Consider the following 22165-nt stretch of genomic DNA (forward strand, 5'->3'; position numbering starts at 1 on the left):
CGGAGACCGAGTGGGCGCGCTCCGGTGCCGGGGGTGTGAGCGAGGCGTCGAGCGCCGTTCGCGCGGACGCGTGCGGGCTGCCCGGAGCCGCCGCTCCGGTCCCCTTCGGTGTCTCAAGTCCCGCTATGACAGCAGAAGTTGACAGTGACAGAGGGTCAGGGAACTTGGGGTGCGACGGCGATGGGGCGCAGCCGACGCCGCCCGCGTCGGCTGGCCGGATCTCGCCGGGCGCCACCGCCGCGGCCCGGGGCCGGAATCGGCCACCCGGATCCACGATGGCCGGTGGGGGCGTCGGGCCGGGAGCCGCAGCGGCATCCGGGGCCGAAATCCGCACAGGAATGCCCGTATCGGCGGATGACGGAATCTGACCGCGTCCGAGCGCGGGCGTAGCACTGTTCTCACTCATGGTGGCCCACTTCGGTAACTCGGTGCTTATGGGCCCAGTCAGTCTGTCACTCTGTCCGTGTCGCCTGAGGCGTATTCGTCCGAACTGCTCAGGAGCCGCACTGTGGGGGCCATTCCGATGCAACGGGAGACTACTTTTCGTGCTTCCGCCCAGCCCGCGGCGCGCCCCGGGCCGCTCGCCGTCGTCCGCACGTCCCTGCCCGGGAACTCCCTGGCGCCCGCCGCGGCCCGCCGGTTCGTCCGCGCGGCGCTCGCCGACTGGACCGAACTCGGGGCGCCCGCCGCGACCGGCATCACCGACCGGCTCGCCGACGACTCGGTGCTGCTCGTCAGCGAGTTGGTGACGAACGCCGTCGTGCACGCGGGCACCGCCGTCGACGTCCTGTGCCGCTTCGACGAGGGCGCCCCCGGGGAGAACACCGACGCCCTGGTCATCGAGGTGTCCGACCACCACCCGGCGCGCGCCGTCCGCAGCGAGCCCCGCGCCCCGCAGCCCGGCACCCCCGAGTACGGCCGCGGCCTGCAACTCGTCGCCACCCTCTCCGAGTCCTGGGGCATCACCTACCGCTCCGGCACCAAGACGGTCTGGGCCCGGCTGCCCGTCGAAGGGCTCCCCGCCGCCCAGGAGTTCGAGACGTACGCCGGTGAACAGGCCCTGCACCGCGGCCTGCGCGCCGCCGAGATCCTCGCGCCGATGCCCAAGAGAACCACCCACGACACCGACTGGATCAACCGCGGCGCCCTCACCTTCCTCGCCGAGGCCTCCGACCTGCTCGCCGGACAGTTCGACGAGAACCTGGTCGCGGCCCTCGCCGGACAACTGCTCGTACCGCGCCTCGCGGACTGGTGCGCGGTCTGGCTCGACGACGAGGCCGAGGGCCCCGGGCGCACCCCCGACGGCCGCGCCCCCGGCACCCGCCTCGCGCGCGTCTGGCACACCAGCGAACACCGCATAGAGGAGCTGCGGAGGCTCCTGGAGAAGGAGCCGCCGCGGCTGACCGAGGCGGTGGGCTCCGGCGCGGTGGCCGTGCTGTGGCCCGGGGACGCCCTCGGCGGCGGCGAAACGGGCGGCGCGGCGCTTGCGTACCGCCTGGTGGCGGGCGGCAGGAAGCTCGGGACCCTGGTCATCGGGCGGGCCGGGCTCGTGCGCTTCCCCGACGAGGCCACCGGGCTCGTCGAGGACTTCAGCCGCCGCGTCGCCCTCGCCATCAGCGCCGCCCGCCGCTACCAGCGCCAGGCCACCATCAGCCAGGTCCTCCAGCGCGGCCTGCTGCCGAGCGCCGTCGCGGAGATCCCCGGCGTGGAGAGCGGCATCGTGTACGAGCCCCGGGAGCAGGGCGGGCCCGGCGGCGACTTCTACGACGTGTTCCCCGCCGGGCAGGGCCGCTGGTGCTTCGCGCTCGGCGACGTCCAGGGCAAGGGGCCCGAGGCGGCCGTCGTCATCGGGCTCGCCCGGCCCTGGCTGCGGCTGCTCGCCCGCGAGGGCTACCAGGTCGCCGAGGTCCTCGACCGCCTCAACCAGCTCCTCCTCGACGACGCCACGGAGGCCGCCGACGCCGCCGCGGCCGTCCTCGCCGTCGCCGGCGGCCAGGACGAGCCCACCGACGGCCCCACCTCGCGCTTCCTGTCCCTCCTCTACGGCGAGCTGGTGCCCTTCGACGGCGGCGTGCGGTGCACCGTGGCGTGCGCCGGGCATCCGCTGCCGCTGGTCCTCGGGGCCGACGGGCAGGTGCGGCCCGTGGCGGCGCCGCAGATGCTGCTCGGTGTCGTCGACGACGAGACGTACACCAGCACCACCTTCGAGCTGCGCACCGGTGACACGCTTCTGTGCGTCACCGACGGCGTCACGGAGCGGCGCTCCGGGCTGCACCTCTTCGACGACGGGGACGGGCTCGCCAAGGCGCTCGCGGGCTGCGCGGGGCTTGACGCGGGGCTCGTCGCCGAGCGGATCCGGCGGCTGGTCCATGAGTTCTCGCAGCGGCCGCCGGACGATGATCTGGCGTTGCTGGTGCTCAGGGCGAAGTGACCCGGGGGGGTGCCTTCGCGGGGCGCCCCAGGCCCACCCCTTCACCGAAACCGGGGCTCCGCCCCGGACCCCGCTCCTCAATCGCCGGAGGGGCTGTCCCCCACCCACCCTTCGGCGGATCCTCACGGGGACCGGGAACCCCGGCGCGTCCGGGACAATGGCAGACATGCCTTCTGTACTGCCCGATGGTGAGCCCATGCCCGAGGACGGGGCGCTGCCCGCCTCCGCCCTGGTCGGAGCGGGTGAGCGGCCGCTCGGGTTCTATCTGCACGTGCCGTACTGCGCGACCCGCTGCGGCTACTGCGACTTCAACACCTACACCGCCACCGAGCTGCGCGGCAGCGGTGGCGTCCTCGCCTCCCGCGACAACTACGCCGACACCCTGATCGACGAGGTCCGCCTCGCCCGCAAGGTCCTCGGCGACGACCCGCGCCCCGTGCGGACCGTGTTCGTCGGCGGCGGTACGCCCACGCTGCTCGCCGCCGACGATCTCGTACGGATGCTCGCCGCCGTACGCGACGAGTTCGGGCTCGCCGACGACGCGGAGATCACCACGGAGGCCAATCCGGAGTCCGTCGACCCCGCCTATCTGAGTGCCCTGCGCGAGGGTGGCTTCAACCGGGTCTCCTTCGGCATGCAGAGCGCCAAGCAGCACGTCCTGAAGGTCCTCGACCGCACGCACACGCCCGGGCGGCCCGAGGCCTGCGTCGCCGAGGCGCGCGCCGCGGGCTTCGAGCACGTCAACCTCGATCTCATCTACGGCACCCCCGGGGAGACCGACGACGACTGGCGGGCCTCCCTCGACGCCGCCATCGGCGCGGGGCCCGATCATGTGTCCGCGTACGCCCTGATCGTCGAGGAGGGGACGCAGCTCGCCCGGCGGATCCGGCGCGGGGAGGTGCCCATGACCGACGACGACGTGCACGCGGATCGGTACTTGATCGCCGACGAGGTGCTCGGAGGGGCCGGGTTCGACTGGTACGAGGTGTCGAACTGGGCCACCTCCGAGGCGGGGCGGTGCCTGCACAACGAGTTGTACTGGCGGGGTGCCGACTGGTGGGGGGCCGGGCCGGGGGCCCACAGCCATGTGGGGGGTGTGCGGTGGTGGAACGTGAAGCACCCCGGCGCGTACGCCGCCGCGCTCGCCGGGGGGAGGTCGCCCGGGGCCGGGCGGGAGGTCCTCTCGGACGAGGATCGGCGGGTCGAGCGGGTGCTGCTCGAGCTGCGGCTGCTTGAGGGGTGTCCGTTGGGGCTGCTGAAGGAGGCCGGGCTCGCCGCAGCTACGCGTGCGCTGGCTGATGGGCTGCTTGAGGCTGGCCCCTACGCGGAGGGGCGGGCCGTCCTCACCCTGCGGGGGCGGTTGCTGGCCGACGCCGTCGTGCGGGATCTGGTCGACTGAGCCTTCGTACGGGGCTTCGCCCCTGGCCCCCCTTTTCGGCGCTGCGCGCCTCGTCCTCAATCGCCGGACGGGCTGAGAATTCCTCGTCCGGCGCCTGGACAGGGCCCTGGGACTATGGAGCCGTCACGAAATCGATCAGTTCCTCGACCCTCCCCAGCAGCGCCGGCTCCAGGTCCTTGTACGTGTGGACCCTGCCCAGGATGTGCTGCCACGCCGCGCCCGTGTTGTCCGGCCAGCCCAGGGCGCGGCACACGCCCTTCTTCCAGTCCTGGCCGTGGGGGACGCGGGGCCAGGCCGTGATGCCCACCGACGACGGCTTCACGGCCTCCCACACGTCGATGTAGGGGTGGCCGACGACCAGGGCGTGGTCGCTGCTGACGGCCGCGGCGATGCGGGACTCCTTGGAGCCGGGGACCAGGTGGTCGACGAGGATGCCCAGGCGCGCGTCGGCGTCGGGGGCGAACTCGTCGACGATGGCGGGCAGGTCGTCGATGCCTTCCAGGTACTCGACGACGACACCCTCGATGCGCAGGTCGTCGCCCCAGACCCTCTCGACCAGCTCGGCGTCGTGCCGCCCCTCCACGTAGATCCGCCCCGCCCTGGCCACCCGTGCCCGCGCCCCCGGCACGGCCAGCGAGCCGGACGCGGTGCGCGCGGGCTGCCGGGGCGCGGCGGCGGCCGACGGGCGGACCAGCGTGACCACCCGGCCCTCCAGGAGGAAGCCGCGCGGCGCCATCGGGAACACGCGGTGCTTGCCGAAGCGGTCCTCCAGGGTCACCGTCGGCCCCTCGGCGGTCTTCTCGCAGCGGATCACCGCGCCGCAGAAGCCCGTGGTGACCTCCTCCACGACCAGGTCGGCCTCGGCGGGCACCTCGGGGACGGCGGCCGGCTTCTTCCAGGGCGGGGTCAGGTCCGGGTGGTAGCTGCGCATGGGCCAGACGTTATGGCATGCCGTCAGGCGACACCGAACCGCCGGGCCAGCTCGTCGCGTTGGCGGCGTACGAAAGCGGCGTCGACGACGGCCCCGTGCCCGGGCACGTACAGCGCGTCCGGGCCGCCCAGGTCGAGGAGCCGGTCGAGTGCGGCGGGCCAGTGCCGGGGCGCCGCGTCCGGACCGGCCTGCGGTTCGCCGGACTCCTCGACCAGATCACCGCAGAAGACGACCTCGGGCTCGCCCGGGCCGCCCGGCACGAGGACGGCCAGGTCGTGGCCGGAGTGCCCGGGGCCGACGTTGGCGAGCAGCACCTGGAGCCCGCCGAGGTCGAGGGTCCACTCGCCGCACACCAGGTGGCGGGGCTGGACCAGGAGGTCGGCGGCCTCGGCCGCGGCGGCCGGGTCGAGGCCCTGGGCGACGGCGTCGGCGCGCAGGCCCTCGCGGTCGTGGTCCAGGACGGTGTCGAGGCCGACGGCGCCGAACACCTCGACGCCCGCGAACGCCGCGGCGCCGAGGACGTGGTCGAAGTGGGGGTGGGTGAGGGCGAGATGGGTCACGCGCCGCTCGCCACCGAGCAGCCGCCGGGCGTCGGCGCGCAGCCGGGAGCCCTCGCGCAGGCTGGATCCGGCCTCGATCATGAGGGCGGCGCCGGTGCCGACGACGAGCCCGGCCGTGCAGTCCCACACGGGCAGCCTGCACCGCCCCACGCGGGCGGCGAGCCGTTCCCAGCCAGCCTCCTCCCAGGCCGGGGTGGGGGCGGGGGAGGGCGAGGAGGTGTCCATGGGGTGACGCTAACGCCGACGGGGCACGGAGGCAGGGCGGGGGAGGGTGTGGGGAGATGCGGGGAGGTGTGGGGAGGAGGGGCGACGGTGGGACGGTGGTGCCCTCCGGTGCGGCCGGACCGTGCCACCCTCAGGCATGACACGGTGCCACCCTCCGGCATGACAAGGCAGGACAAGGGCGGCACCCGTCGGCATGACAAAGGGGTCGGCCCTTGCCGGGCCTGTACCCACCGGCCGTACACTGACTCGGTGAAGGCTGGCACTCGCCCGGGGTGAGTGCCAGGGCGAGGGGCCACCACCGGGGGCTCGGGGCGAGGGACGGCAGCTGGAGGTGCGCGATGCTCAGTGAACGCAGGCTGGAAGTGCTGCGCGCCATCGTCCACGACTACGTGGGCACGGAGGAGCCCGTCGGCTCCAAGGCGCTCACCGAACGCCACCACCTCGGCGTCTCCCCGGCCACGGTCCGCAACGACATGGCCGCCCTTGAGGAGGAAGGGTTCATCGCCCAGCCGCACACCAGCGCCGGGCGCATCCCGACCGACAAGGGGTACCGCCTGTTCGTGGACCGGCTCGCGGGAGTCAAGCCGATGACGGCGCCGGAGCGGCGCGCGATCCAGAACTTCCTGGACGGCGCGGTCGACCTGGACGACGTCGTCGGCCGCACGGTGCGGCTGCTCGCGCAGCTGACCCGGCAGGTCGCGGTGGTGCAGTATCCGTCGCTGACCCGCTCCACGGTGCGGCACGTGGAACTGCTCTCGCTGGCCCCGGCCCGCCTGATGCTGGTCCTCATCACCGACACCGGGCGGGTCGAGCAGCGCATGATCGACTGCCCGGCGCCGTTCGGCGAGACGTCGCTCGCGGATCTGCGGGCACGGCTCAACAGCCGGGTCGCGGGCCGCCGCTTCTCGGACGTGCCGCAGCTGGTGCAGGATCTGGCCGAATCCTTCGACAAGGACGACCGGGGGACGGTGACCACGGTCCTGTCCACCCTCCTCGAAACGCTGGTGGAGGAGACCGAGGAGCGGCTGATGATCGGCGGCACCGCCAATCTCACCCGCTTCGGACATGACTTTCCCCTCACCATCAGGCCGGTCCTCGAGGCTCTGGAGGAGCAGGTCGTCCTCCTCAAGTTGCTTGGTGAGGCGACGGATTCGGGCATGACCGTCAAGATCGGGCACGAGAACGCCCATGAGGGGCTCAGCTCCACGTCGGTGGTCTCCGTCGGCTACGGTTCGGGGAGCGAGGCAGTCGCCAAGCTGGGCGTGGTCGGACCGACCCGCATGGACTATCCGGGAACGATGGGAGCAGTACGCGCAGTGGCACGTTACGTCGGACAGATCCTGGCGGAGTCGTAAGTGGCCACGGACTACTACGCCGTACTAGGCGTGCGCCGCGACGCTTCCCAGGACGACATCAAGAAGGCCTTCCGGCGGCTCGCACGCGAGCTGCACCCGGACGTCAACCCCGATCCGAAGACGCAAGAGCGCTTCAAGGAGATCAACGCCGCGTACGAGGTGTTGTCGGACCCGCAGAAGAAGCAGGTCTACGACCTCGGCGGGGACCCGCTGTCCCAGGCCGGCGGCGCCGGTGGCGCGGGCGGCTTCGGAGCGGGTGGCTTCGGCAACTTCTCCGACATCATGGACGCGTTCTTCGGCACGGCGTCGCAGCGCGGGCCGCGCTCGCGCACCCGGCGCGGGCAGGACGCCATGATCCGCCTGGAGATCGACCTCGAAGAGGCGGCCTTCGGCACCACGAAGGACATCCAGGTCGACACGGCCGTCGTCTGTACGACGTGTTCCGGCGAAGGGGCCGCGCCCGGCACCTCCGCGCAGACCTGTGACATGTGCCGCGGCCGCGGCGAGGTGTCCCAGGTCACCCGGTCCTTCCTCGGCCAGGTCATGACCTCGCGGCCCTGCCCGCAGTGCCAGGGCTTCGGGACCGTCGTGCCGACGCCGTGCCCCGAGTGCGCGGGCGACGGGCGGATCCGGTCCCGGCGCACGCTCACCGTGAAGATCCCGGCCGGTGTCGACAACGGCACCCGGATCCAGCTCGCGGGCGAGGGCGAGGTCGGCCCCGGCGGCGGCCCCGCAGGTGACCTCTACGTCGAGATCCACGAGCTGCCCCACGCCGTGTTCCAGCGGCGCGGGGACGATCTGCACTGCACCGTCACGCTGCCGATGACGGCGGCCGCGCTCGGCACGAAGGTGCCGCTCGAGACGCTGGACGGTGTGGAGGAGGTCGACATCCGGCCCGGTACGCAGTCCGGGCAGTCGATCCCGCTGCACGGGCGTGGTGTCACCCACCTGCGCGGTGGGGGGCGCGGTGACCTCATCGTGCACGTCGAGGTGCTCACGCCGTCCAAGCTCGATCCCGAGCAGGAACGATTGCTGCGGGAGCTCGCGCAGCTGCGGGGCGAGGAGCGGCCCACCGGGCAGTTCCAGCCCGGGCAGCAGGGCCTCTTCTCCCGCCTGAAGGACGCGTTCAACGGGCGCTAGCGCCTTGAGCGGCCCGGGGTGAGCGTGGATTCCACGTTCGTCCCGGGCCGTTTTGCGTGGTCACCCCGCGCGGTGACGGCGCCCGGGGCTCGGCCGGGTCACCTCCGTTCGTGGCGCCCCGTCGGCCGGGGGCCGTGCCCCTCCCTCGTCGTCACAGCGCCGTCGGCCGGGGCTGTGCCCACCCGTGCCGCCCCTGGCGGCCCAGCTGCCCACAGGGTGGGACGGACAGGGGCGGCCGGGTCCTTCCCCGGCCCCGGTGCGGGAGCACGGGCGGCTCGGCTCGCCGTAGCGGGAGTGGCGCAGGTGGCCATGGCGGCGGCGCGGTGATGTTCCAGTCACGGGTGGGTGGGTGGGAGGTATCCGCCGCGGAGCGGCGGGGCAGGAAAGCCCCCACGGCGGGAAAGCCGAAGGACCCCGGACAAGGCGCCCCCGCCAGACGTGGCACGATGCCGGTATGTCCTCCGCGTTCACCGATCTCTGTCGCTATCCGATCGTGCAGGCCCCGATGGCGGGCGGTGGCTCGACCCCGCAGCTCGTGGCCGCTGTGGCCGAGGCCGGGGGGCTCGGCTGCCTGGCTGCCGGGTACAAGACCGCCGACGGGATGTATCAGGAGATCAAACAGGTCAGGGGCCTGACGGCGCGGCCGTTCGGGGTGAACCTGTTCATGCCGCAGCCGGAGTACGCCGATCCCGCGGCCGTCGAGGTCTACCGCAATCAGCTCGCGGGCGAGGCCACCTGGTACGAGACGCAGCTCGGCGACACCGAGGGCAAGCGCGACGACGGCTACGAAGCGAAGCTCGCGATCCTGCTCGACGACCCGGTGCCGCTGGTGTCGTTCACGTTCGGCTGCCCGACCCGGGAGGTCGTCCAGGCCTTCGACCGCGTCGGCACCCGTACGGTCGTCACCGTCACCACGCCCGAGGAGGCCCGCGCGGCCCAGCGGGCGGACGCCGACGCCGTCTGCGTCCAGGGCATCGAGGCGGGCGGCCACCAGGGCACGCACCGCGACAACCCGGAGGCGGACGGCTCCGGGATCGGCCTGCTCAGCCTGATCGCGCAGGTACGGGAGGCGGTGCGGCTGCCCGTGATCGCCGCGGGCGGCCTGATGCGCGGCGGCCAGATCGCCGCGGTCCTCGCCGCGGGCGCGGACTTCGCCCAGCTCGGCACGGCGTTCCTGGTGACGCCCGAGTCGGGCGCGCAGCCACTGCACAAGCAGGCCATGACGAACCCGCTGTTCGGGCACACCGAGCTGACCCGGGCGTTCTCGGGCCGCCCCGCGCGCGGCCTGGTCAACCGGTTCATGCGCGAGCACGGCCCGTACGCCCCGGCCGCGTACCCGCAGGTCCACTATCTGACGGCCGGGCTCCGCAAGGCCGCCGCGAAGGCCGGTGACCCGCAGGCCATGGCGCTGTGGGCGGGCCAGGGCCATCGCCTGGCGCGGGCGCTGCCCGCCGGGGAGCTGATGGAGGTCCTGGTCGCCGAACTCGACGAGGCGAAGGCGACGTTCACCGCGCGGGGTGCGGTGTGACGGCGCCGGTCTTCGTCGTCGAGGACTTCCGGGGCGCGGCCCCGGGAAGCGTGTACGTCCTGGACGGGCCCGAGGGGCGGCACGCCGTGTCGGTGAAGCGGCTGCGCGCGGGCGAGGACGTCGTCCTCACCGACGGCGCCGGACACTGGGCGCACGGCGTCGTCGCGGACACCGAGGGCAAGGACCGCCTGACGGTGTCCCTGGACGCCGACGGCGTACGCGAGGAGGGCGCGGAGACGCCCGGGATCACCGTCGTGCAGGCGCTGCCCAAGGGCGACCGGGGCGAGCTCGCCGTGGAGACCATGACGGAGACCGGTGTGGACGCCGTCGTCCCCTGGGCCGCGTCCCGCTGCATCACGCAGTGGAAGGGCGAGCGCGGCCAGAAGGCGCTCGGCAAGTGGCGGGCCACGGCACGCGAGGCGGGCAAGCAGTCGCGCCGCGTGCGTTTCCCCGAAGTCGCGGAGCTCGCCACCACCAAGCAGGTCGCGGCGCTCCTGGCCGCCGCGGACTTCGCCGCCGTCCTGCACGAGGAGGGCAGCGAGCCGCTGGCCACCGCCGAACTGCCCGCGACCGGCCGGATCGTGCTCGTCGTCGGCCCCGAGGGCGGCGTCGCCCCGGACGAGCTGGCGGCGTTCGCGCAGGCGGGTGCCAAGCCCTACCGGCTCGGGCGCAGCGTGTTGCGCACGTCGACCGCCGGCACCGCCGCGACGGCCCTCCTCCTCGGCCGGACCGGACGCTGGTCCTGATCACCGCCCGAAAGGCATCCCCGTGGAACTCGCCCAGGTACGCCTGCTCGTCACCGACTTCCCCGCCTGCTACCGCTTCTACGCCGACGTGCTCGGCCTGAAGCCCCAGTCGGGCGCTCCGAGCGGACCGTACGAGAAGTTCAGCCCCACGACGGGGTCCGCGGGCATCGCCCTGCAGGACCGGACGGTGATGGCCGAACTACTCGGCGAGCTGGCCGAGTCGGCGACCGGACACCGCTCCCTGGTGGTGCTGCGCGTCGACGACCTGGACGCGTACTGCGAGCGGATCACCGAGCGCGGCGCCGAGCTGACGCACGGGCCCGCGCCCATGACGGACCGGATGCGGGTGGCCCACCTCAAGGATCCCGAGGGGAACCTGGTGGAGCTCCAGGAGTGGCTGCTGCTGCGCACGGACCGCGCCTGAGCGGACCCGGGAAGGGGCCCTGAGCGGACCCGTGAAGAGGCCTCGGTCAAGGGGCGGTAACTGGACAGTTGACCGCAAGCGGTCTACCGCCGTGCCGTCCGTGGTGGCACCCTGCCGCTCATGGGGGCATTGAGGCGAACACCGCGATCACCGTTACCGCGCTCCCGGTGGACGCGGCGGACACGGCGGGGCCTCGTCGCCGTGACGGCCGCCGTCGCCGCCGGTGCGGGACTCGCCGCGTGCGACCCCGTCGAGGGCAACATGAGCACGTCCGCCGTCGCGATCACCACCGACAAGATGGGCACCCTGGAGCTGGAGCGGCAGCACGTCGACGTGGACTGGCTGACCTGCACGGCCTCGTTCGTCGGCAAGGACAGGAAGGCATCGGACTCCGACGAGCAGCGGGAGGCGGAGGTCGACTGCCGGGGCCAGTCCGACGACGACAAGGTCATCACCATCAAGGGCCGGGTGACGGAGGTGCGCAACGGCGCCTGCGTCCGCGGGAATCTGACCGCCAAGGTCGGCAGCGAGGAGTGGTTCCGCGTCGACGCCCTGGGCAACTGCGACCACACGCCCGACGACGACGGCAACGACGATCAAGCCAACGACGACAGCGGCGATGACGGCAACGGTCATGACGGGAACAACGGCAACGGCCACGACGGCAACAACGACGACGGCCACGACGGGAACAACGGCAACAACGACGGCAACAACGACGGAAACGGCGACGACGATGCCGGGCACGAGAAGCCCGACCCCGGGCCCACCGCCACCGTCACCGTGACCGAACAGCCCGACGAGGAACCGGGCAAGTGATCCAAAACGCCCCCGCCCCGCGCGACGCCTGCTTAGGGTGACCGTGTGACTCAGCCTGCCTACCTCCGGTTTCCGCACCTGCGCGGCGAGTTGATCGCCTTCACCGCAGAGGACGACGTCTGGCTCGCCCCCCTCGACGGCGGCCGCGCCTGGCGGGTCAGCGCCGACAACGTACCCGTGACCCAGCCACGGATCTCCCCGGACGGCACCACCGTCGCGTGGACGTCCACGCGCGAAGGCACCCCCGAGGTGTACGTCGCGCCCGTGGCCGGCGGCCCCACCCGGCGCCTGACGTACTGGGGCAGCGGGAAGACGTCCGTGCGCGGCTGGACGCCCGACGGGCGGGTCCTCGCCGTCAGCACGCAGGGCGAGGCCTCGCTGCGCCGCACCCGGGCGCGCGCGGTGCCGCTCGACGGCGGGCCCGCCGAGATGCTGCCGTACGGGCTCGTCGGGGACGTCGCGTACGGCCCCGGGGGTCAAGTCCTGCTGCTCTCCGCGCCGATGGGGCGCGAGGCCGCCTGGTGGAAGCGGTACCGGGGCGGCACGGCGGGCAAGTTGTGGATCCGGCTCGGCGCCGACGAGGGCGACCCCGAGCCCGCCTTCGCACGGCTGCACGCCGACCTCGACGGGAACATCGAGTACCCGCTGTGGGTCGGCGACCGCGTCGCCTTCCTCAGTGACCACGAGGGCGTCGGCGCCGTGTACTCCTCGCTGCCCGACGGCACCGACCTGCGCCGCCACACGCCCGTCGACAGCTTCTACGCCCGGCACGCCGCCACCGACGGCACCCGCGTGACGTACACCGCCGCCGGTGAACTCTGGCTCCTCGACGACCTCGTGGACGCCGAGCCGCGCCGCCTGGACATCGTCCTCGGCGGGCAGCGCACCGACCTCCAGCCGCATCCGGTGAGCGCCGCCCGCTGGTTCGGGGCCGCCACGCCCGACCACACCGGGCGCGGCAGCGCGGTCGCCGTGCGCGGCGCCGTGCACTGGGTCACGCACCGCGAGGGGCCCGCCCGCGCGCTCGCCGCCGAGCCGGGGGTGCGGGCGCGCCTTCCGCGTACCTTCCGGGTGGACGGCGAGGAGCACGTGGTGTGGGTGACGGACGCCGAGGGCGACGACGCCCTGGAGTTCGCGCCCGCCACCGGCCTCACGCCCGGCGCGACGCCGCGGCGGCTCGCGGCCGGACAGCTCGGCCGGGTCCTCGCGCTCGCCATGGCGCCCGACGGCAGCCGGGCGGCCGTCGCCGCGCACGACGGCCGGGTGCTGTTCGTGGAGCGCGAGAGCGGCGAGGTGCGCGAGGTGGACCGCGCCGAGCACGGCGAGGTCACCGGGCTCGTGTTCTCGCCCGACTCCGCGTGGCTCGCCTGGTCGCACCCCGGGCCGCGGCCGCTGCGCCAGCTGAAGCTCGCCAACACCGCCGACCTGTCGGTGTCGGAGGCCACCCAGCTCCGGTTCCGGGACTACAGCCCGGCGTTCACCCTCGACGGCAAGCACCTCGCGTTCCTGTCCGCGCGGGCCTTCGACCCCGTCTACGACGACCACGTCTTCGACCTCGCGTTCGTCGGCGGCGCCCGGCCGCACCTGATCACCCTCGCGGCCACGACGCCCTCGCCGTTCGGGCCGCAGCGGCACGGGCGGGCCTTCGACGCCCCGGACACACCGCACGCCGAGACGCCCGACAGCGAGGGCACGCCCACGACCCGCGTCGACCTCGACGGGCTCGCCGAGCGCGTCGTGCCGTTCCCCGTGGAGGCCGCCCGCTACTCCACGCTGCGCGCCGCCAAGGACGGACTGCTGTGGCTGCGCCACCCCGTGCACGGCGTCCTCGGGGCGTCCCGGGCCACGCCGACCGACCCGGACCCCAGCTCCGAGCTGGAGCGGTACGACCTGGCGCAGCACCGCGTGGAGGAACTCGCCGGTGTCGCCGAGCACTTCGCGGTCACCGGCGACGGCAAGCGGGTGCTGCTGTGGGCCGACGGCAAGCTGAAGGTCGTGCCCAGCGACCGGCGGGCGTCCGGCGACGAGGACAGCGACACGAACATCACCGTCGACCTCGGCCGCGTACGCCAGTACGTCGACCCGGCCGCCGAGTGGCGCCAGATGTACGACGAGGCGGGGCGCCTCATGCGGGACAACTTCTGGCGGCCCGACATGGGCGGCGTCGACTGGGACGGCGTCCTGGAGCGGTACCGGCCCGTCCTCGCCCGCGTCGCCACCCACGACGACCTCGTGGACCTGCTCTGGGAGGTGCAGGGCGAACTCGGCACCTCGCACGCCTATGTGACGCCGCGCGGCGGCTGGGGCGGCGCCGGAGCCCAGGGACTGCTCGGCGTGGACCTCTCGCGGGGCGAGGACGGGGCGTGGCGCGTCGACCGCGTCCTGCCGTCCGAGACGTCCGACCCGCACGCGCGCTCGCCGCTGGCCGCGCCGGGCGTCGCGGTGCGCGCGGGCGACGCGATCCTCGCCGTCGGAGGGCGGCCCGTCGACCCGGTGACCGGGCCCGGGCCGCTGCTCGTCGGCACCGCGGGCAAGGCCGTCGAGCTGACCGTGTCGCCCGCGGGCGGCGGCGACCCCCGGCACGCCGTCGTCATCCCCGTCGACGACGAGGAGCCGCTGCGCTACCACGCGTGGGTCGCCGACCGGCGGGCCTACGTCCACGAGCGCTCCGGCGGCAGGCTCGGCTATCTGCACGTGCCCGACATGCAGGCGCCCGGCTGGGCGCAGATCCACCGGGACCTCAGGATCGAGGTCGCCCGCGAGGGCCTGGTCGTGGACGTGCGCGAGAACCGCGGCGGGCACACCTCGCAGCTCGTCGTGGAGAAGCTGGCGCGGCGCATCGTCGGCTGGGACCTGCCGCGCGGCTCGGGGCCGCTCAGCTATCCCGGGGACGCGCCGCGCGGGCCCGTCGTCGCCGTCGCCAACGAGTTCTCCGGCTCCGACGGCGACATCGTGAACGCCGCGATCAAGGCCCTCGGCATCGGTCCCGTCGTCGGTACGCGCACGTGGGGCGGCGTCGTCGGCATAGACAGCCGGTACCACCTCGTCGACGGCACGCTGGTCACGCAGCCCAAGTACGCCTTCTGGCTGGAGGGGTACGAGTGGGGCGTCGAGAACTACGGCGTCGACCCGGACGTCGAGGTCGTGGTCACGCCCGAGGACTACGCCGCCGGGCGGGACCCGCAGCTCGACGAGGCGGTACGCGTCGCGCTGGCGGCGTTGGACGAGACCCCGGCGAAGGCGCCGCCCGCCTTGCCCGGGACGGGGGCACCGTCGTCCTGACGGTCGCCCCCGCGGCCCCGGGGCCTCGTGCCCTGGGGCCGACCCCGGCTTCGCCCCCGGCCGGGCCCCCTGCCGGGATTTCCCACCCTCCCACCCGTTTCCGTCGGACTTCCGGTCACCCCCCCCGCGGCCACCGCCCCACCCCCGGCGCGCCCCACCCCGATACCATGCGACCCAAGCGAACCAAGTGACCCGGGAGGGTGTCCCCATGGCGGGAGAACCGCAGGCCGACTGTCTGTTCTGCAAGATCGTCGCGGGTGACGTGCCGGCGACCGTCGTGCGGGAGACCGAGACGACCGTCGCCTTCCGCGACATCAACCCGCAGGCGCCCACGCACGTCCTGGTGATCCCCAAGGTGCACTACCCGGACGCCGCGTCGCTCGCCGCCGCCGAGCCGGGCATCGCCGGTGACGTGCTGCGCGAGGCCGGTGAGGTCGCCGCCGACGAGAAGTCCGAGAGCTACCGCATCGTCTTCAACACCGGCTCCGGCGCCGGGCAGACCGTCTTCCACGCGCACGCCCACGTCCTCGGCGGCCGCGGCCTGCAGTGGCCGCCCGGCTAGCCGCCGACAGCACCGGCAGCACCGACAGCACCGAAACCCCCGCGCCCGCCCCGAAAGCGCGCCCGCCCCGAACAGCTGGGACAACCTCCTGTGTCCGCACGTGAATTGGTGGTCCTCGGCACCGCGAGCCAGGTGCCGACCCGCCAGCGCAATCACAACGGCTACGTCCTGCTCTGGGACGGCGAGGGCATCCTCTTCGACCCCGGCGAGGGCACGCAGCGCCAGATGCTGCGTGCCTCCGTCGCCGCGCACGACCTGAACCGCCTCTGCGTCACGCACTTCCACGGCGACCACAGCCTCGGCCTCGCGGGCGTGATCCAGCGCATCAACCTGGACCGCGTCCCGCACCCCGTCACCGCCCACTACCCGGCGTCCGGCCGGCACTTCTTCGACCGCCTTCGGTACTCGACCGCCTACCGCGAGACGGTCGCCCTCACCGAGGCGCCGGTCGCCGCCGACGGCGTCATCGCGAGCACCCCCTCGTACCGCCTGGAGACGGCGAAGCTCTCCCACCCCGTGGAGGCGTACGGCTACCGCCTCGTCGAGCCCGACGGGCGCCGCATCCTGCCCGCGCTGCTCGCCGAACGCGGCATCAAGGGCCCCGACATCGGCGTGCTGCAACGCGAGGGCAGCCTGCGCGGCGTGACGCTCGAAGAGGTCAGCGAGGTGCGCCGGGGGCAGCGGTTCGCCTTCGTGATGGACACCCGGCTGTGCGACGGCGTGCACGCCCTCGCCGAGGGCTGCGACATGCTCGTCATCGAGTCGACGTTCCTCGACGAGGACCACCGGCTCGCCGCCGACCACGGGCACCTCACCGCCGGGCAGGCCGCGGGCGTGGCCCGCGACGCCGGGGTGCGCCACCTCGTGCTCACCCACTTCAGCCAGCGCTACGCCGACCCCGCGGTCTTCGAACAGCAGGCGCGCAACGCCGGGTTCGAGGGCGAGCTGACGGTCGCGCGGGACCTGATGCGGGTGCCGCTGCCCAAGCGCAGCCCCTGAAGCACCCGAACCCCCCGAACCACCCGAGAGAAAAGCACCACCATGCCCCTCCCCAAGGCCGAACTGCACCTGCACATCGAAGGCACCCTCGAACCCGAACTCGCCTTCGCGCTCGCCGCACGCAACGGCGTCACGCTGCCGTACGCCGACACCGAAGAGCTCCGCAAGGCCTACCTCTTCGACGACCTCCAGTCCTTCCTGGACCTGTACTACGGCCTGATGGCCGTCCTGCGCACCGAGGCCGACTTCGAGGAACTGGCGGACGCCTACCTCGCGCGGGCCGCCGCACAGGGCGTGCGGCACGCCGAGATCTTCTTCGACCCGCAGGCGCACACCGCGCGCGGCATCCCCTTCGCCACGGTCGTCGAGGGCCTCGGCCGCGCGCTCGACCGCAGCGAGGAGCGGCACGGCGTCTCCACCCGCCTCATCATGTGCTTCCTGCGCGACCAGTCCGCCGAGTCGGCCCTGGCGACCCTGGAGGAGGCCCGGCCCCATCTGCACCGCATCACCGGCGTGGGCCTCGACTCCGCCGAGGTCGGCCACCCGCCGAGCAAGTTCGCCGCCGTGTACGAGGCCGCGGGGGCACTCGGACTGCGCAAGGTGGCGCACGCGGGGGAGGAGGGCCCGGCCGCCTACGTGCGCGAGGCGCTCGACGTGCTCGGCGTGGAGCGGATCGACCACGGCCTGCGCTGCATGGAGGACCCGGACCTGGTGGAGCGGCTCGTGCGGGAGCGGGTGCCGCTGACGCTGTGCCCGCTGTCCAACGTGCGGCTGCGGGCCGTCGACATCCTGGAGGAGCACCCGCTGCCGCGCATGATGGCGGCCGGGCTGCTGTGCACCGTCAACTCCGACGACCCCGCCTACTTCGGCGGCTACGTCGACGACACCTTCCACGCCGTCCACGAGGCCCTGGGCATCGACCAGGAGGGGCTGCGGGAGCTGGCCCGCAACTCCTTCGAGGCCGCGTTCCTGGACGGCGGCCCCGAGGAGGAGGCGCTGCGCGCGCGGTACCTCGCGGAGGTCGAGGCCCACACGTTCGACTGACGGACGGCGGGCCGTCCCGGCGGCGTGCGACGGCGGGTTGTCACAGGCCTGGGTTACGTTGCCCTCATGGCCGTACCACCCGCCGTACCACCTGGCGTATCCCAGCAGACACCCGCCGCGGCTGCGGAGACCGTCGTCGACCCCCTCAAGTCGGCGCGCAGGGCGGGCGATCCGTCCTGCGACGTGTACCTGACGGGGACCGTCTTCCTCGACATCATCTTCACCGGCCTCGACTCCGCGCCCGTGCGCGGCACCGAGTCGTGGGCGCGCGGCATGGGGTCGAGCCCCGGCGGCGTCGCCAACATGGCGAGCGCCCTCGCCCGGCTCGGCCTGCGCACCTCCCTGGCCGCCGCCTTCGGCGACGACCACTACGGCGAGTACTGCTGGGACGCCCTGGAGCGCGGCGAGGGCATCGACCTGTCGTCGTCACGGACCGTCCCCGGCTGGCACTCGCCGGTGACGGTCTCGATGGCGTACGAGGGCGAGCGGACCATGGTCAGCCACGGCCACGAGCCGCCGCCCGACGCGGACTCCCCGGACGGCGGCGCCCCGAAGTGCCCGCCGCGGGCGCGGGCCGCCATCGCCTCCCTGGTGCCCGGCGTGCGGGCGCCCTGGATCGCCGCGGCGGCCCGGCGCGGCACCCGGATCTTCGCGGACGTCGGCTGGGACGACACGGGGGCCTGGGACCTGGCCGCGCTGCCCGACCTGGCGCACTGCGAGGCGTTCCTGCCGAACGCCCAGGAGGCCATGCGGTACACGGGCACCACCTGCCCCCGCGCCGCCGCGCACGCCCTCACCGAACACGTGCCGCTCGCCGTGGTCACCCTCGGTGCCGAGGGGGCGTACGCGGTCGACGGGCGCACCGGCGAGACCGCCTCCGTGCCCGCCATCGAGGTGGAGGCCCTCGACCCGACGGGGGCGGGCGACGTGTTCGTCGCGGGCTTCGTCACCGGCACCCTGGCCGGGTGGCCGCTCGCCGACCGGCTCGCCTTCGCCGGGCTCACGGCGGCGCTGTCCGTGCAGGAGTTCGGGGGCTCCCTCTCGGCGCCCGGGTGGGCCGAGGTGGCGGCCTGGTGGCGGCGCGTCGGCGAGTTCGACGAGCAGGACCCGGTGGCCCTGCGGCGGTACGCCTTCCTGGAGGACCTGCTGCCCGCGGGTGGCGGCCGGGCCTGGCCGCTGCGGCGCGCGGTCCCGACGATCGGCTTCGGGCGCTCCCTGTAGGCCGCTCCCCGTAGCCCGCTCCCTGCGGGCCGCTCCCTCCAGGCCGCTCTCCGTGTGCCCCGCCCGTTCCCGCCAGTCCTCGCCTGTCCCGGAAAACGGCTTAGGCCTTGTCAGTGGCACGCCGTACGCTTGGCAGTGCAGAAGTCGCCGCGCGGCGAGTCCCTGACGAGGAGGGTTGTGCAGGCCTTCACGGCCGGCCCATGACGCAGACACCGACAGCTCAGACCCCTGCGCAGCCGCAGGACGCGGAACAGGACACGGCACGGACGCGGGCGCCCGGAAAGGGCATCGGCAAGGCTCATTTCTCCGTCCCGGCCAAGCACCCCATGGTGATGGTCCTGGGCTCCGGAGACGCGCTGCTGCGAGTGATCGAGACGGCCTTCCCGGCGGCCGACATCCACGTCCGGGGCAATGAGATCAGCGCGGTCGGTGACGCCCACGAAGTCGCCCTCATCCAGCGCCTGTTCGACGAGATGATGCTGGTGCTCCGCACCGGACAGCCGATGACGGAGGACGCAGTGGAACGCTCGATCGCCATGCTCAGGGCGGACGACAGCGGCGAGGCGGACGGCGAGGAGACCCCGGCCGAGGTCCTCACGCAGAACATCCTCTCCTCCCGCGGCCGCACCATCCGCCCCAAGACGCTCAACCAGAAGCGGTACGTCGACGCGATCGACAAGCACACCATCGTGTTCGGCATCGGCCCCGCGGGCACCGGCAAGACCTATCTGGCCATGGCCAAGGCGGTCCAGGCCCTGCAGTCCAAGCAGGTCAGCAGGATCATCCTGACCCGCCCCGCGGTGGAGGCCGGCGAGCGCCTCGGCTTCCTGCCGGGCACGCTCTACGAGAAGATCGACCCGTATCTGCGCCCGCTCTACGACGCGCTGCACGACATGCTGGACCCGGACTCGATCCCGCGCCTGATGGCCGCGGGCACCATCGAGGTCGCCCCGCTGGCGTACATGCGCGGCCGGACGCTGAACGACGCGTTCATCATCCTGGACGAGGCGCAGAACACGAACCCCGAGCAGATGAAGATGTTCCTCACCCGCCTCGGCTTCGAATCGAAGATCGTGATCACGGGCGACGTCACGCAGATCGACCTGCCGAACGGCACGAAGTCCGGTCTGCGCCAGGTCCAGGACATCCTCGACGGCGTGGACGACGTGCACTTCTCGCGGCTCACGTCCTCCGATGTCGTACGGCACAAGCTCGTCGGCCGTATCGTCGACGCGTACGAGAAGTACGACAACGAGAACGGCACGGAGAACGGCTCGCACGCCAGCCGAGGCCGGTCCAGAGGGAAGTAGCGGAACAGCACCATGTCGATCGACGTCAACAACGAATCCGGAACCGAGGTCGACGAGCAGGCGATCCTCGACATCGCCCGCTACGCGCTCGCGCGGATGCGCATCCACCCGCTCTCCGAGCTCTCGGTGATCGTCGTGGACGCCGACGCCATGGAGCAGCTGCACATCCAGTGGATGGACCTGCCCGGGCCCACGGACGTCATGTCCTTCCCCATGGACGAGCTGCGCCCGCCCATGAAGGACGACGACGAGCCCCCGCAGGGCCTCCTCGGCGACATCGTGCTCTGCCCCGAGGTCGCGCTCAAGCAGGGCCAGGAGGCGCCGACGCAGCACTCCATGAACGAGGAGCTCCAGCTCCTCACCGTCCATGGAGTGCTGCACCTCCTCGGGTACGACCACGAGGAGCCGGACGAGAAGGCCGAGATGTTCGGCCTGCAGGCGGCCATCGTCGACGGCTGGCGCGCGGAGCAGGGCCTGACCGGCCCGTCCCCGGCGCCCACCGTCTCCTGACGCCATGTCCTTCCAGCTCATCGCCGGCGCGGTCGCCCTGATCGTGGTGGCCTGGCTCGCCGCCTGCGCCGAGGCGGGCCTCGCCCGGGTCTCCAGCTTCCGCGCCGAGGAGGCCGTGCGGTCGGGGCGCCGCGGCAGCGCGAAGCTCGCACAGGTCGCCGCCGACCCCGTCCGCTATCTGAACGTGGCCCTGCTGGTGCGGGTGACCTGCGAGATGGCGGCCGCCGCCCTCGTCACGTACGCCTGCCTGCAGGCCGTCGACGCCACCTGGGAGGCGCTCGCCATCGCCATCGGCGTGATGGTGCTCGTCAGCTACGTCGCCGTCGGCGTGTCCCCGCGCACCATCGGCCGCCAGCACCCGCTGAACACGGCCACCGCCGCGGCGTACGTCCTGCTGCCGCTCGCCCGCGTCATGGGCCCCATCCCGCCGCTCCTCATCCTCATCGGCAACGCCCTCACCCCCGGCAAGGGCTTCCGGCGCGGCCCGTTCGCCTCCGAGGCCGAGCTGCGTGCCATGGTCGACCTCGCCGAGAAGGAGTCCCTGATCGAGGACGACGAGCGCCGCATGGTGCACTCCGTCTTCGAGCTCGGCGACACCCTCGTGCGCGAAGTCATGGTCCCGCGCACCGACTTGATCTCCATCGAGCGCTTCAAGACCGTCCGGCAGGCCCTGACGCTCGCGCTCCGCTCGGGCTTCTCCCGCATCCCCGTGACCGGCGAGAGCGAGGACGACGTCGTCGGCATCGTGTACTTGAAGGACCTCGTCCGCAAGACGCACATCAACCGCGACGCCGAGAACGACCTCGTCTCCACGGCCATGCGGCCCGCGACGTTCGTCCCCGACACGAAGAACGCCGGGGACCTGCTGCGCGAGATGCAGCAGGAGCGCAACCACGTCGCCGTCGTCATCGACGAGTACGGCGGCACCGCCGGGATCGTCACCATCGAGGACATCCTGGAGGAGATCGTCGGCGAGATCACCGACGAGTACGACCGCGAGCTGCCGCCCGTCGAGGAGCTCGACGGCGAGTGCTACCGCGTCACCGCCCGCCTCGACATCGGCGACCTCGGCGAGCTGTACGGCCTGGAGTCCTACGACGACGAGGACGTCGAGACCGTCGGCGGGCTGCTCGCCAAGGCCCTCGGGCGGGTGCCGATCGCCGGGGCGTCGGCCGTCGTGGACCTCCCCGACGGGCGGGCCCTGAAGCTCACCGCCGAGGCGGCGGCCGGGCGGCGCAACAAGATCATCACGGTTCTGGTGGAGCCGGTGGCCCCGAAGGGACCCGGCTCCGGGGAAGGCGACACGCGATGACCCCCTCCGAACTCCGGGCGTTCTGCCTGTCCTTCAACGACGTCGTCGAGGAGTTCCCCTTCCGGCCCGAGACGTCGGTGTTCAAGGTCGCAGGGAAGATGTTCGCGCTGTCCCACCTGGACGCGGAGCCGCTGACCGTGAACCTCAAGTGCGAGCCGGAGATCGCCCTCCAGCTGCGGGCCGCCCACCCCGAGATCGTGCCGGGCTGGCACATGAACAAGCGCCACTGGAACACGGTGTCCCTGTCCGGGGACCTCCCCGACCGCCAGGTCCGCGAGCTCATCGAGGACTCGTACGACCTGGTGGTGGCGGGGCTGCCCCGGGCAGTGCGGCTCCGGTTGGACCGGCCCTAGCGGGTCGGCCGGGG

At 73.2% G+C, this 22165-nt stretch carries 19 protein-coding genes; 17 read left to right on the forward strand and 2 right to left on the reverse strand.

Annotation, left to right across the window (positions count from 1 at the left end; translation table 11 throughout):
* Window positions 1–523 precede the first annotated feature (523 nt).
* Together ACFVHO_RS31535 and hemW are read left to right on the forward strand one after the other, a co-directional pair.
* A complete protein-coding gene (locus tag ACFVHO_RS31535; RefSeq protein ID WP_385722081.1) occupies window positions 524–2431 on the forward strand; it encodes a SpoIIE family protein phosphatase in 1908 nt (635 codons plus the stop codon).
* A 166-nt stretch (window positions 2432–2597) separates the two neighbouring features.
* Window positions 2598–3830: a radical SAM family heme chaperone HemW gene (gene hemW / locus ACFVHO_RS31540; RefSeq protein ID WP_385722084.1), complete on the forward strand. Its 1233-nt coding sequence runs from the start codon at window positions 2598–2600 to the stop codon at window positions 3828–3830.
* A 112-nt stretch (window positions 3831–3942) separates the two neighbouring features.
* Here hemW and ACFVHO_RS31545 read toward each other — a convergent pair whose 3' ends face one another.
* Window positions 3943–4761 carry a DUF3097 domain-containing protein gene (locus ACFVHO_RS31545; RefSeq protein ID WP_385722087.1) on the reverse strand — a complete coding sequence of 273 codons (819 nt, stop codon included), beginning with the start codon at window positions 4759–4761 and terminating at the stop codon, window positions 3943–3945.
* A gap of 23 nt (window positions 4762–4784) precedes the next feature.
* Window positions 4785–5546: an MBL fold metallo-hydrolase gene (locus tag ACFVHO_RS31550; RefSeq protein ID WP_385722090.1), complete on the reverse strand. Its 762-nt coding sequence runs from the start codon at window positions 5544–5546 to the stop codon at window positions 4785–4787.
* Window positions 5547–5884: 338 nt separating this feature from the next.
* On the opposite strand from ACFVHO_RS31550, the gene hrcA reads away from it, so the two are divergent.
* The 15 genes from hrcA (at window position 5885) to ACFVHO_RS31625 (ending at window position 22151) form a co-directional block, all read left to right on the forward strand.
* Window positions 5885–6901 carry a heat-inducible transcriptional repressor HrcA gene (gene hrcA, locus ACFVHO_RS31555; protein WP_380857027.1) on the forward strand — a complete coding sequence of 339 codons (1017 nt, stop codon included), beginning with the start codon at window positions 5885–5887 and terminating at the stop codon, window positions 6899–6901.
* Window positions 6902–8041, forward strand: coding sequence for a molecular chaperone DnaJ (gene dnaJ / locus ACFVHO_RS31560; RefSeq protein ID WP_385722093.1), 1140 nt, complete (start codon window positions 6902–6904; stop codon window positions 8039–8041).
* Between the two features lie 454 nt (window positions 8042–8495).
* The gene (locus tag ACFVHO_RS31565; protein WP_385722096.1) at window positions 8496–9569 is read left to right on the forward strand and encodes a nitronate monooxygenase; all 1074 of its coding nucleotides are present in this window, start codon (window positions 8496–8498) and stop codon (window positions 9567–9569) included.
* Entirely contained in the window at window positions 9566–10315 is a 750-nt protein-coding gene (locus tag ACFVHO_RS31570) for a 16S rRNA (uracil(1498)-N(3))-methyltransferase (RefSeq protein WP_385722099.1), read from the forward strand. Before ACFVHO_RS31565 ends, ACFVHO_RS31570 begins: the two co-directional genes overlap by 4 nt.
* 22 nt (window positions 10316–10337) lie before the next feature.
* Window positions 10338–10739, forward strand: a complete 402-nt coding sequence (locus ACFVHO_RS31575; RefSeq protein ID WP_385722102.1) for a VOC family protein — start codon at window positions 10338–10340, stop codon at window positions 10737–10739.
* 201 nt (window positions 10740–10940) lie between these two features.
* Complete coding sequence (locus tag ACFVHO_RS31580; protein ID WP_385722105.1) at window positions 10941–11558, forward strand: hypothetical protein; 618 nt, start codon at window positions 10941–10943, stop codon at window positions 11556–11558.
* A gap of 45 nt (window positions 11559–11603) precedes the next feature.
* On the forward strand, window positions 11604–14840 hold the full coding sequence (locus ACFVHO_RS31585; protein ID WP_385722108.1) for a S41 family peptidase: 3237 nt from the start codon (window positions 11604–11606) through the stop codon (window positions 14838–14840).
* Between the two features lie 208 nt (window positions 14841–15048).
* On the forward strand, window positions 15049–15402 hold the full coding sequence (locus ACFVHO_RS31590) for a histidine triad nucleotide-binding protein (protein WP_385722111.1): 354 nt from the start codon (window positions 15049–15051) through the stop codon (window positions 15400–15402).
* 90 nt (window positions 15403–15492) lie between these two features.
* Window positions 15493–16401 (forward strand): ribonuclease Z, encoded by a 909-nt coding sequence (locus tag ACFVHO_RS31595; protein WP_385722114.1) that lies wholly within the window; start codon window positions 15493–15495, stop codon window positions 16399–16401.
* A 42-nt stretch (window positions 16402–16443) separates the two neighbouring features.
* A complete protein-coding gene (locus ACFVHO_RS31600; protein ID WP_385722116.1) occupies window positions 16444–17445 on the forward strand; it encodes an adenosine deaminase in 1002 nt (333 codons plus the stop codon).
* A 66-nt stretch (window positions 17446–17511) separates the two neighbouring features.
* The gene (locus ACFVHO_RS31605; protein ID WP_385722119.1) at window positions 17512–18666 is read left to right on the forward strand and encodes a carbohydrate kinase family protein; all 1155 of its coding nucleotides are present in this window, start codon (window positions 17512–17514) and stop codon (window positions 18664–18666) included.
* Window positions 18667–18866: 200 nt separating this feature from the next.
* Window positions 18867–19976 (forward strand): PhoH family protein, encoded by a 1110-nt coding sequence (locus tag ACFVHO_RS31610; protein ID WP_385722121.1) that lies wholly within the window; start codon window positions 18867–18869, stop codon window positions 19974–19976.
* 12 nt (window positions 19977–19988) lie between these two features.
* Window positions 19989–20486, forward strand: coding sequence for an rRNA maturation RNase YbeY (gene ybeY, locus ACFVHO_RS31615; protein ID WP_030357706.1), 498 nt, complete (start codon window positions 19989–19991; stop codon window positions 20484–20486).
* A 4-nt stretch (window positions 20487–20490) separates the two neighbouring features.
* Window positions 20491–21798 carry a hemolysin family protein gene (locus ACFVHO_RS31620; protein ID WP_385722124.1) on the forward strand — a complete coding sequence of 436 codons (1308 nt, stop codon included), beginning with the start codon at window positions 20491–20493 and terminating at the stop codon, window positions 21796–21798.
* On the forward strand, window positions 21795–22151 hold the full coding sequence (locus ACFVHO_RS31625; protein WP_385722126.1) for an MmcQ/YjbR family DNA-binding protein: 357 nt from the start codon (window positions 21795–21797) through the stop codon (window positions 22149–22151). Before ACFVHO_RS31620 ends, ACFVHO_RS31625 begins: the two co-directional genes overlap by 4 nt.
* Window positions 22152–22165: the final 14 nt, after the last annotated feature.

The organism is Streptomyces sp. NPDC127108 (assembly GCF_042677545.1).
GTDB lineage: Bacteria > Actinomycetota > Actinomycetes > Streptomycetales > Streptomycetaceae > Streptomyces.

What these genes read in the sequence shown, in the direction of transcription:
- ACFVHO_RS31535 (WP_385722081.1), top strand. Translation starts at nt 524, where the DNA reads ATGCAACGGGAGACTACTTTTCGTGCTTCCGCCCAGCCCGCGGCGCGC.
- hemW (WP_385722084.1), top strand. Translation starts at nt 2,598, where the DNA reads ATGCCTTCTGTACTGCCCGATGGTGAGCCCATGCCCGAGGACGGGGCG.
- ACFVHO_RS31545 (WP_385722087.1), bottom strand. Translation starts at nt 4,761, where the DNA reads ATGCGCAGCTACCACCCGGACCTGACCCCGCCCTGGAAGAAGCCGGCC.
- ACFVHO_RS31550 (WP_385722090.1), bottom strand. Translation starts at nt 5,546, where the DNA reads ATGGACACCTCCTCGCCCTCCCCCGCCCCCACCCCGGCCTGGGAGGAG.
- hrcA (WP_380857027.1), top strand. Translation starts at nt 5,885, where the DNA reads ATGCTCAGTGAACGCAGGCTGGAAGTGCTGCGCGCCATCGTCCACGAC.
- ACFVHO_RS31565 (WP_385722096.1), top strand. Translation starts at nt 8,496, where the DNA reads ATGTCCTCCGCGTTCACCGATCTCTGTCGCTATCCGATCGTGCAGGCC.
- ACFVHO_RS31590 (WP_385722111.1), top strand. Translation starts at nt 15,049, where the DNA reads ATGGCGGGAGAACCGCAGGCCGACTGTCTGTTCTGCAAGATCGTCGCG.
- ACFVHO_RS31600 (WP_385722116.1), top strand. Translation starts at nt 16,444, where the DNA reads ATGCCCCTCCCCAAGGCCGAACTGCACCTGCACATCGAAGGCACCCTC.
- ACFVHO_RS31605 (WP_385722119.1), top strand. Translation starts at nt 17,512, where the DNA reads ATGGCCGTACCACCCGCCGTACCACCTGGCGTATCCCAGCAGACACCC.
- ACFVHO_RS31610 (WP_385722121.1), top strand. Translation starts at nt 18,867, where the DNA reads ATGACGCAGACACCGACAGCTCAGACCCCTGCGCAGCCGCAGGACGCG.
- ybeY (WP_030357706.1), top strand. Translation starts at nt 19,989, where the DNA reads ATGTCGATCGACGTCAACAACGAATCCGGAACCGAGGTCGACGAGCAG.
- ACFVHO_RS31620 (WP_385722124.1), top strand. Translation starts at nt 20,491, where the DNA reads ATGTCCTTCCAGCTCATCGCCGGCGCGGTCGCCCTGATCGTGGTGGCC.
- ACFVHO_RS31625 (WP_385722126.1), top strand. Translation starts at nt 21,795, where the DNA reads ATGACCCCCTCCGAACTCCGGGCGTTCTGCCTGTCCTTCAACGACGTC.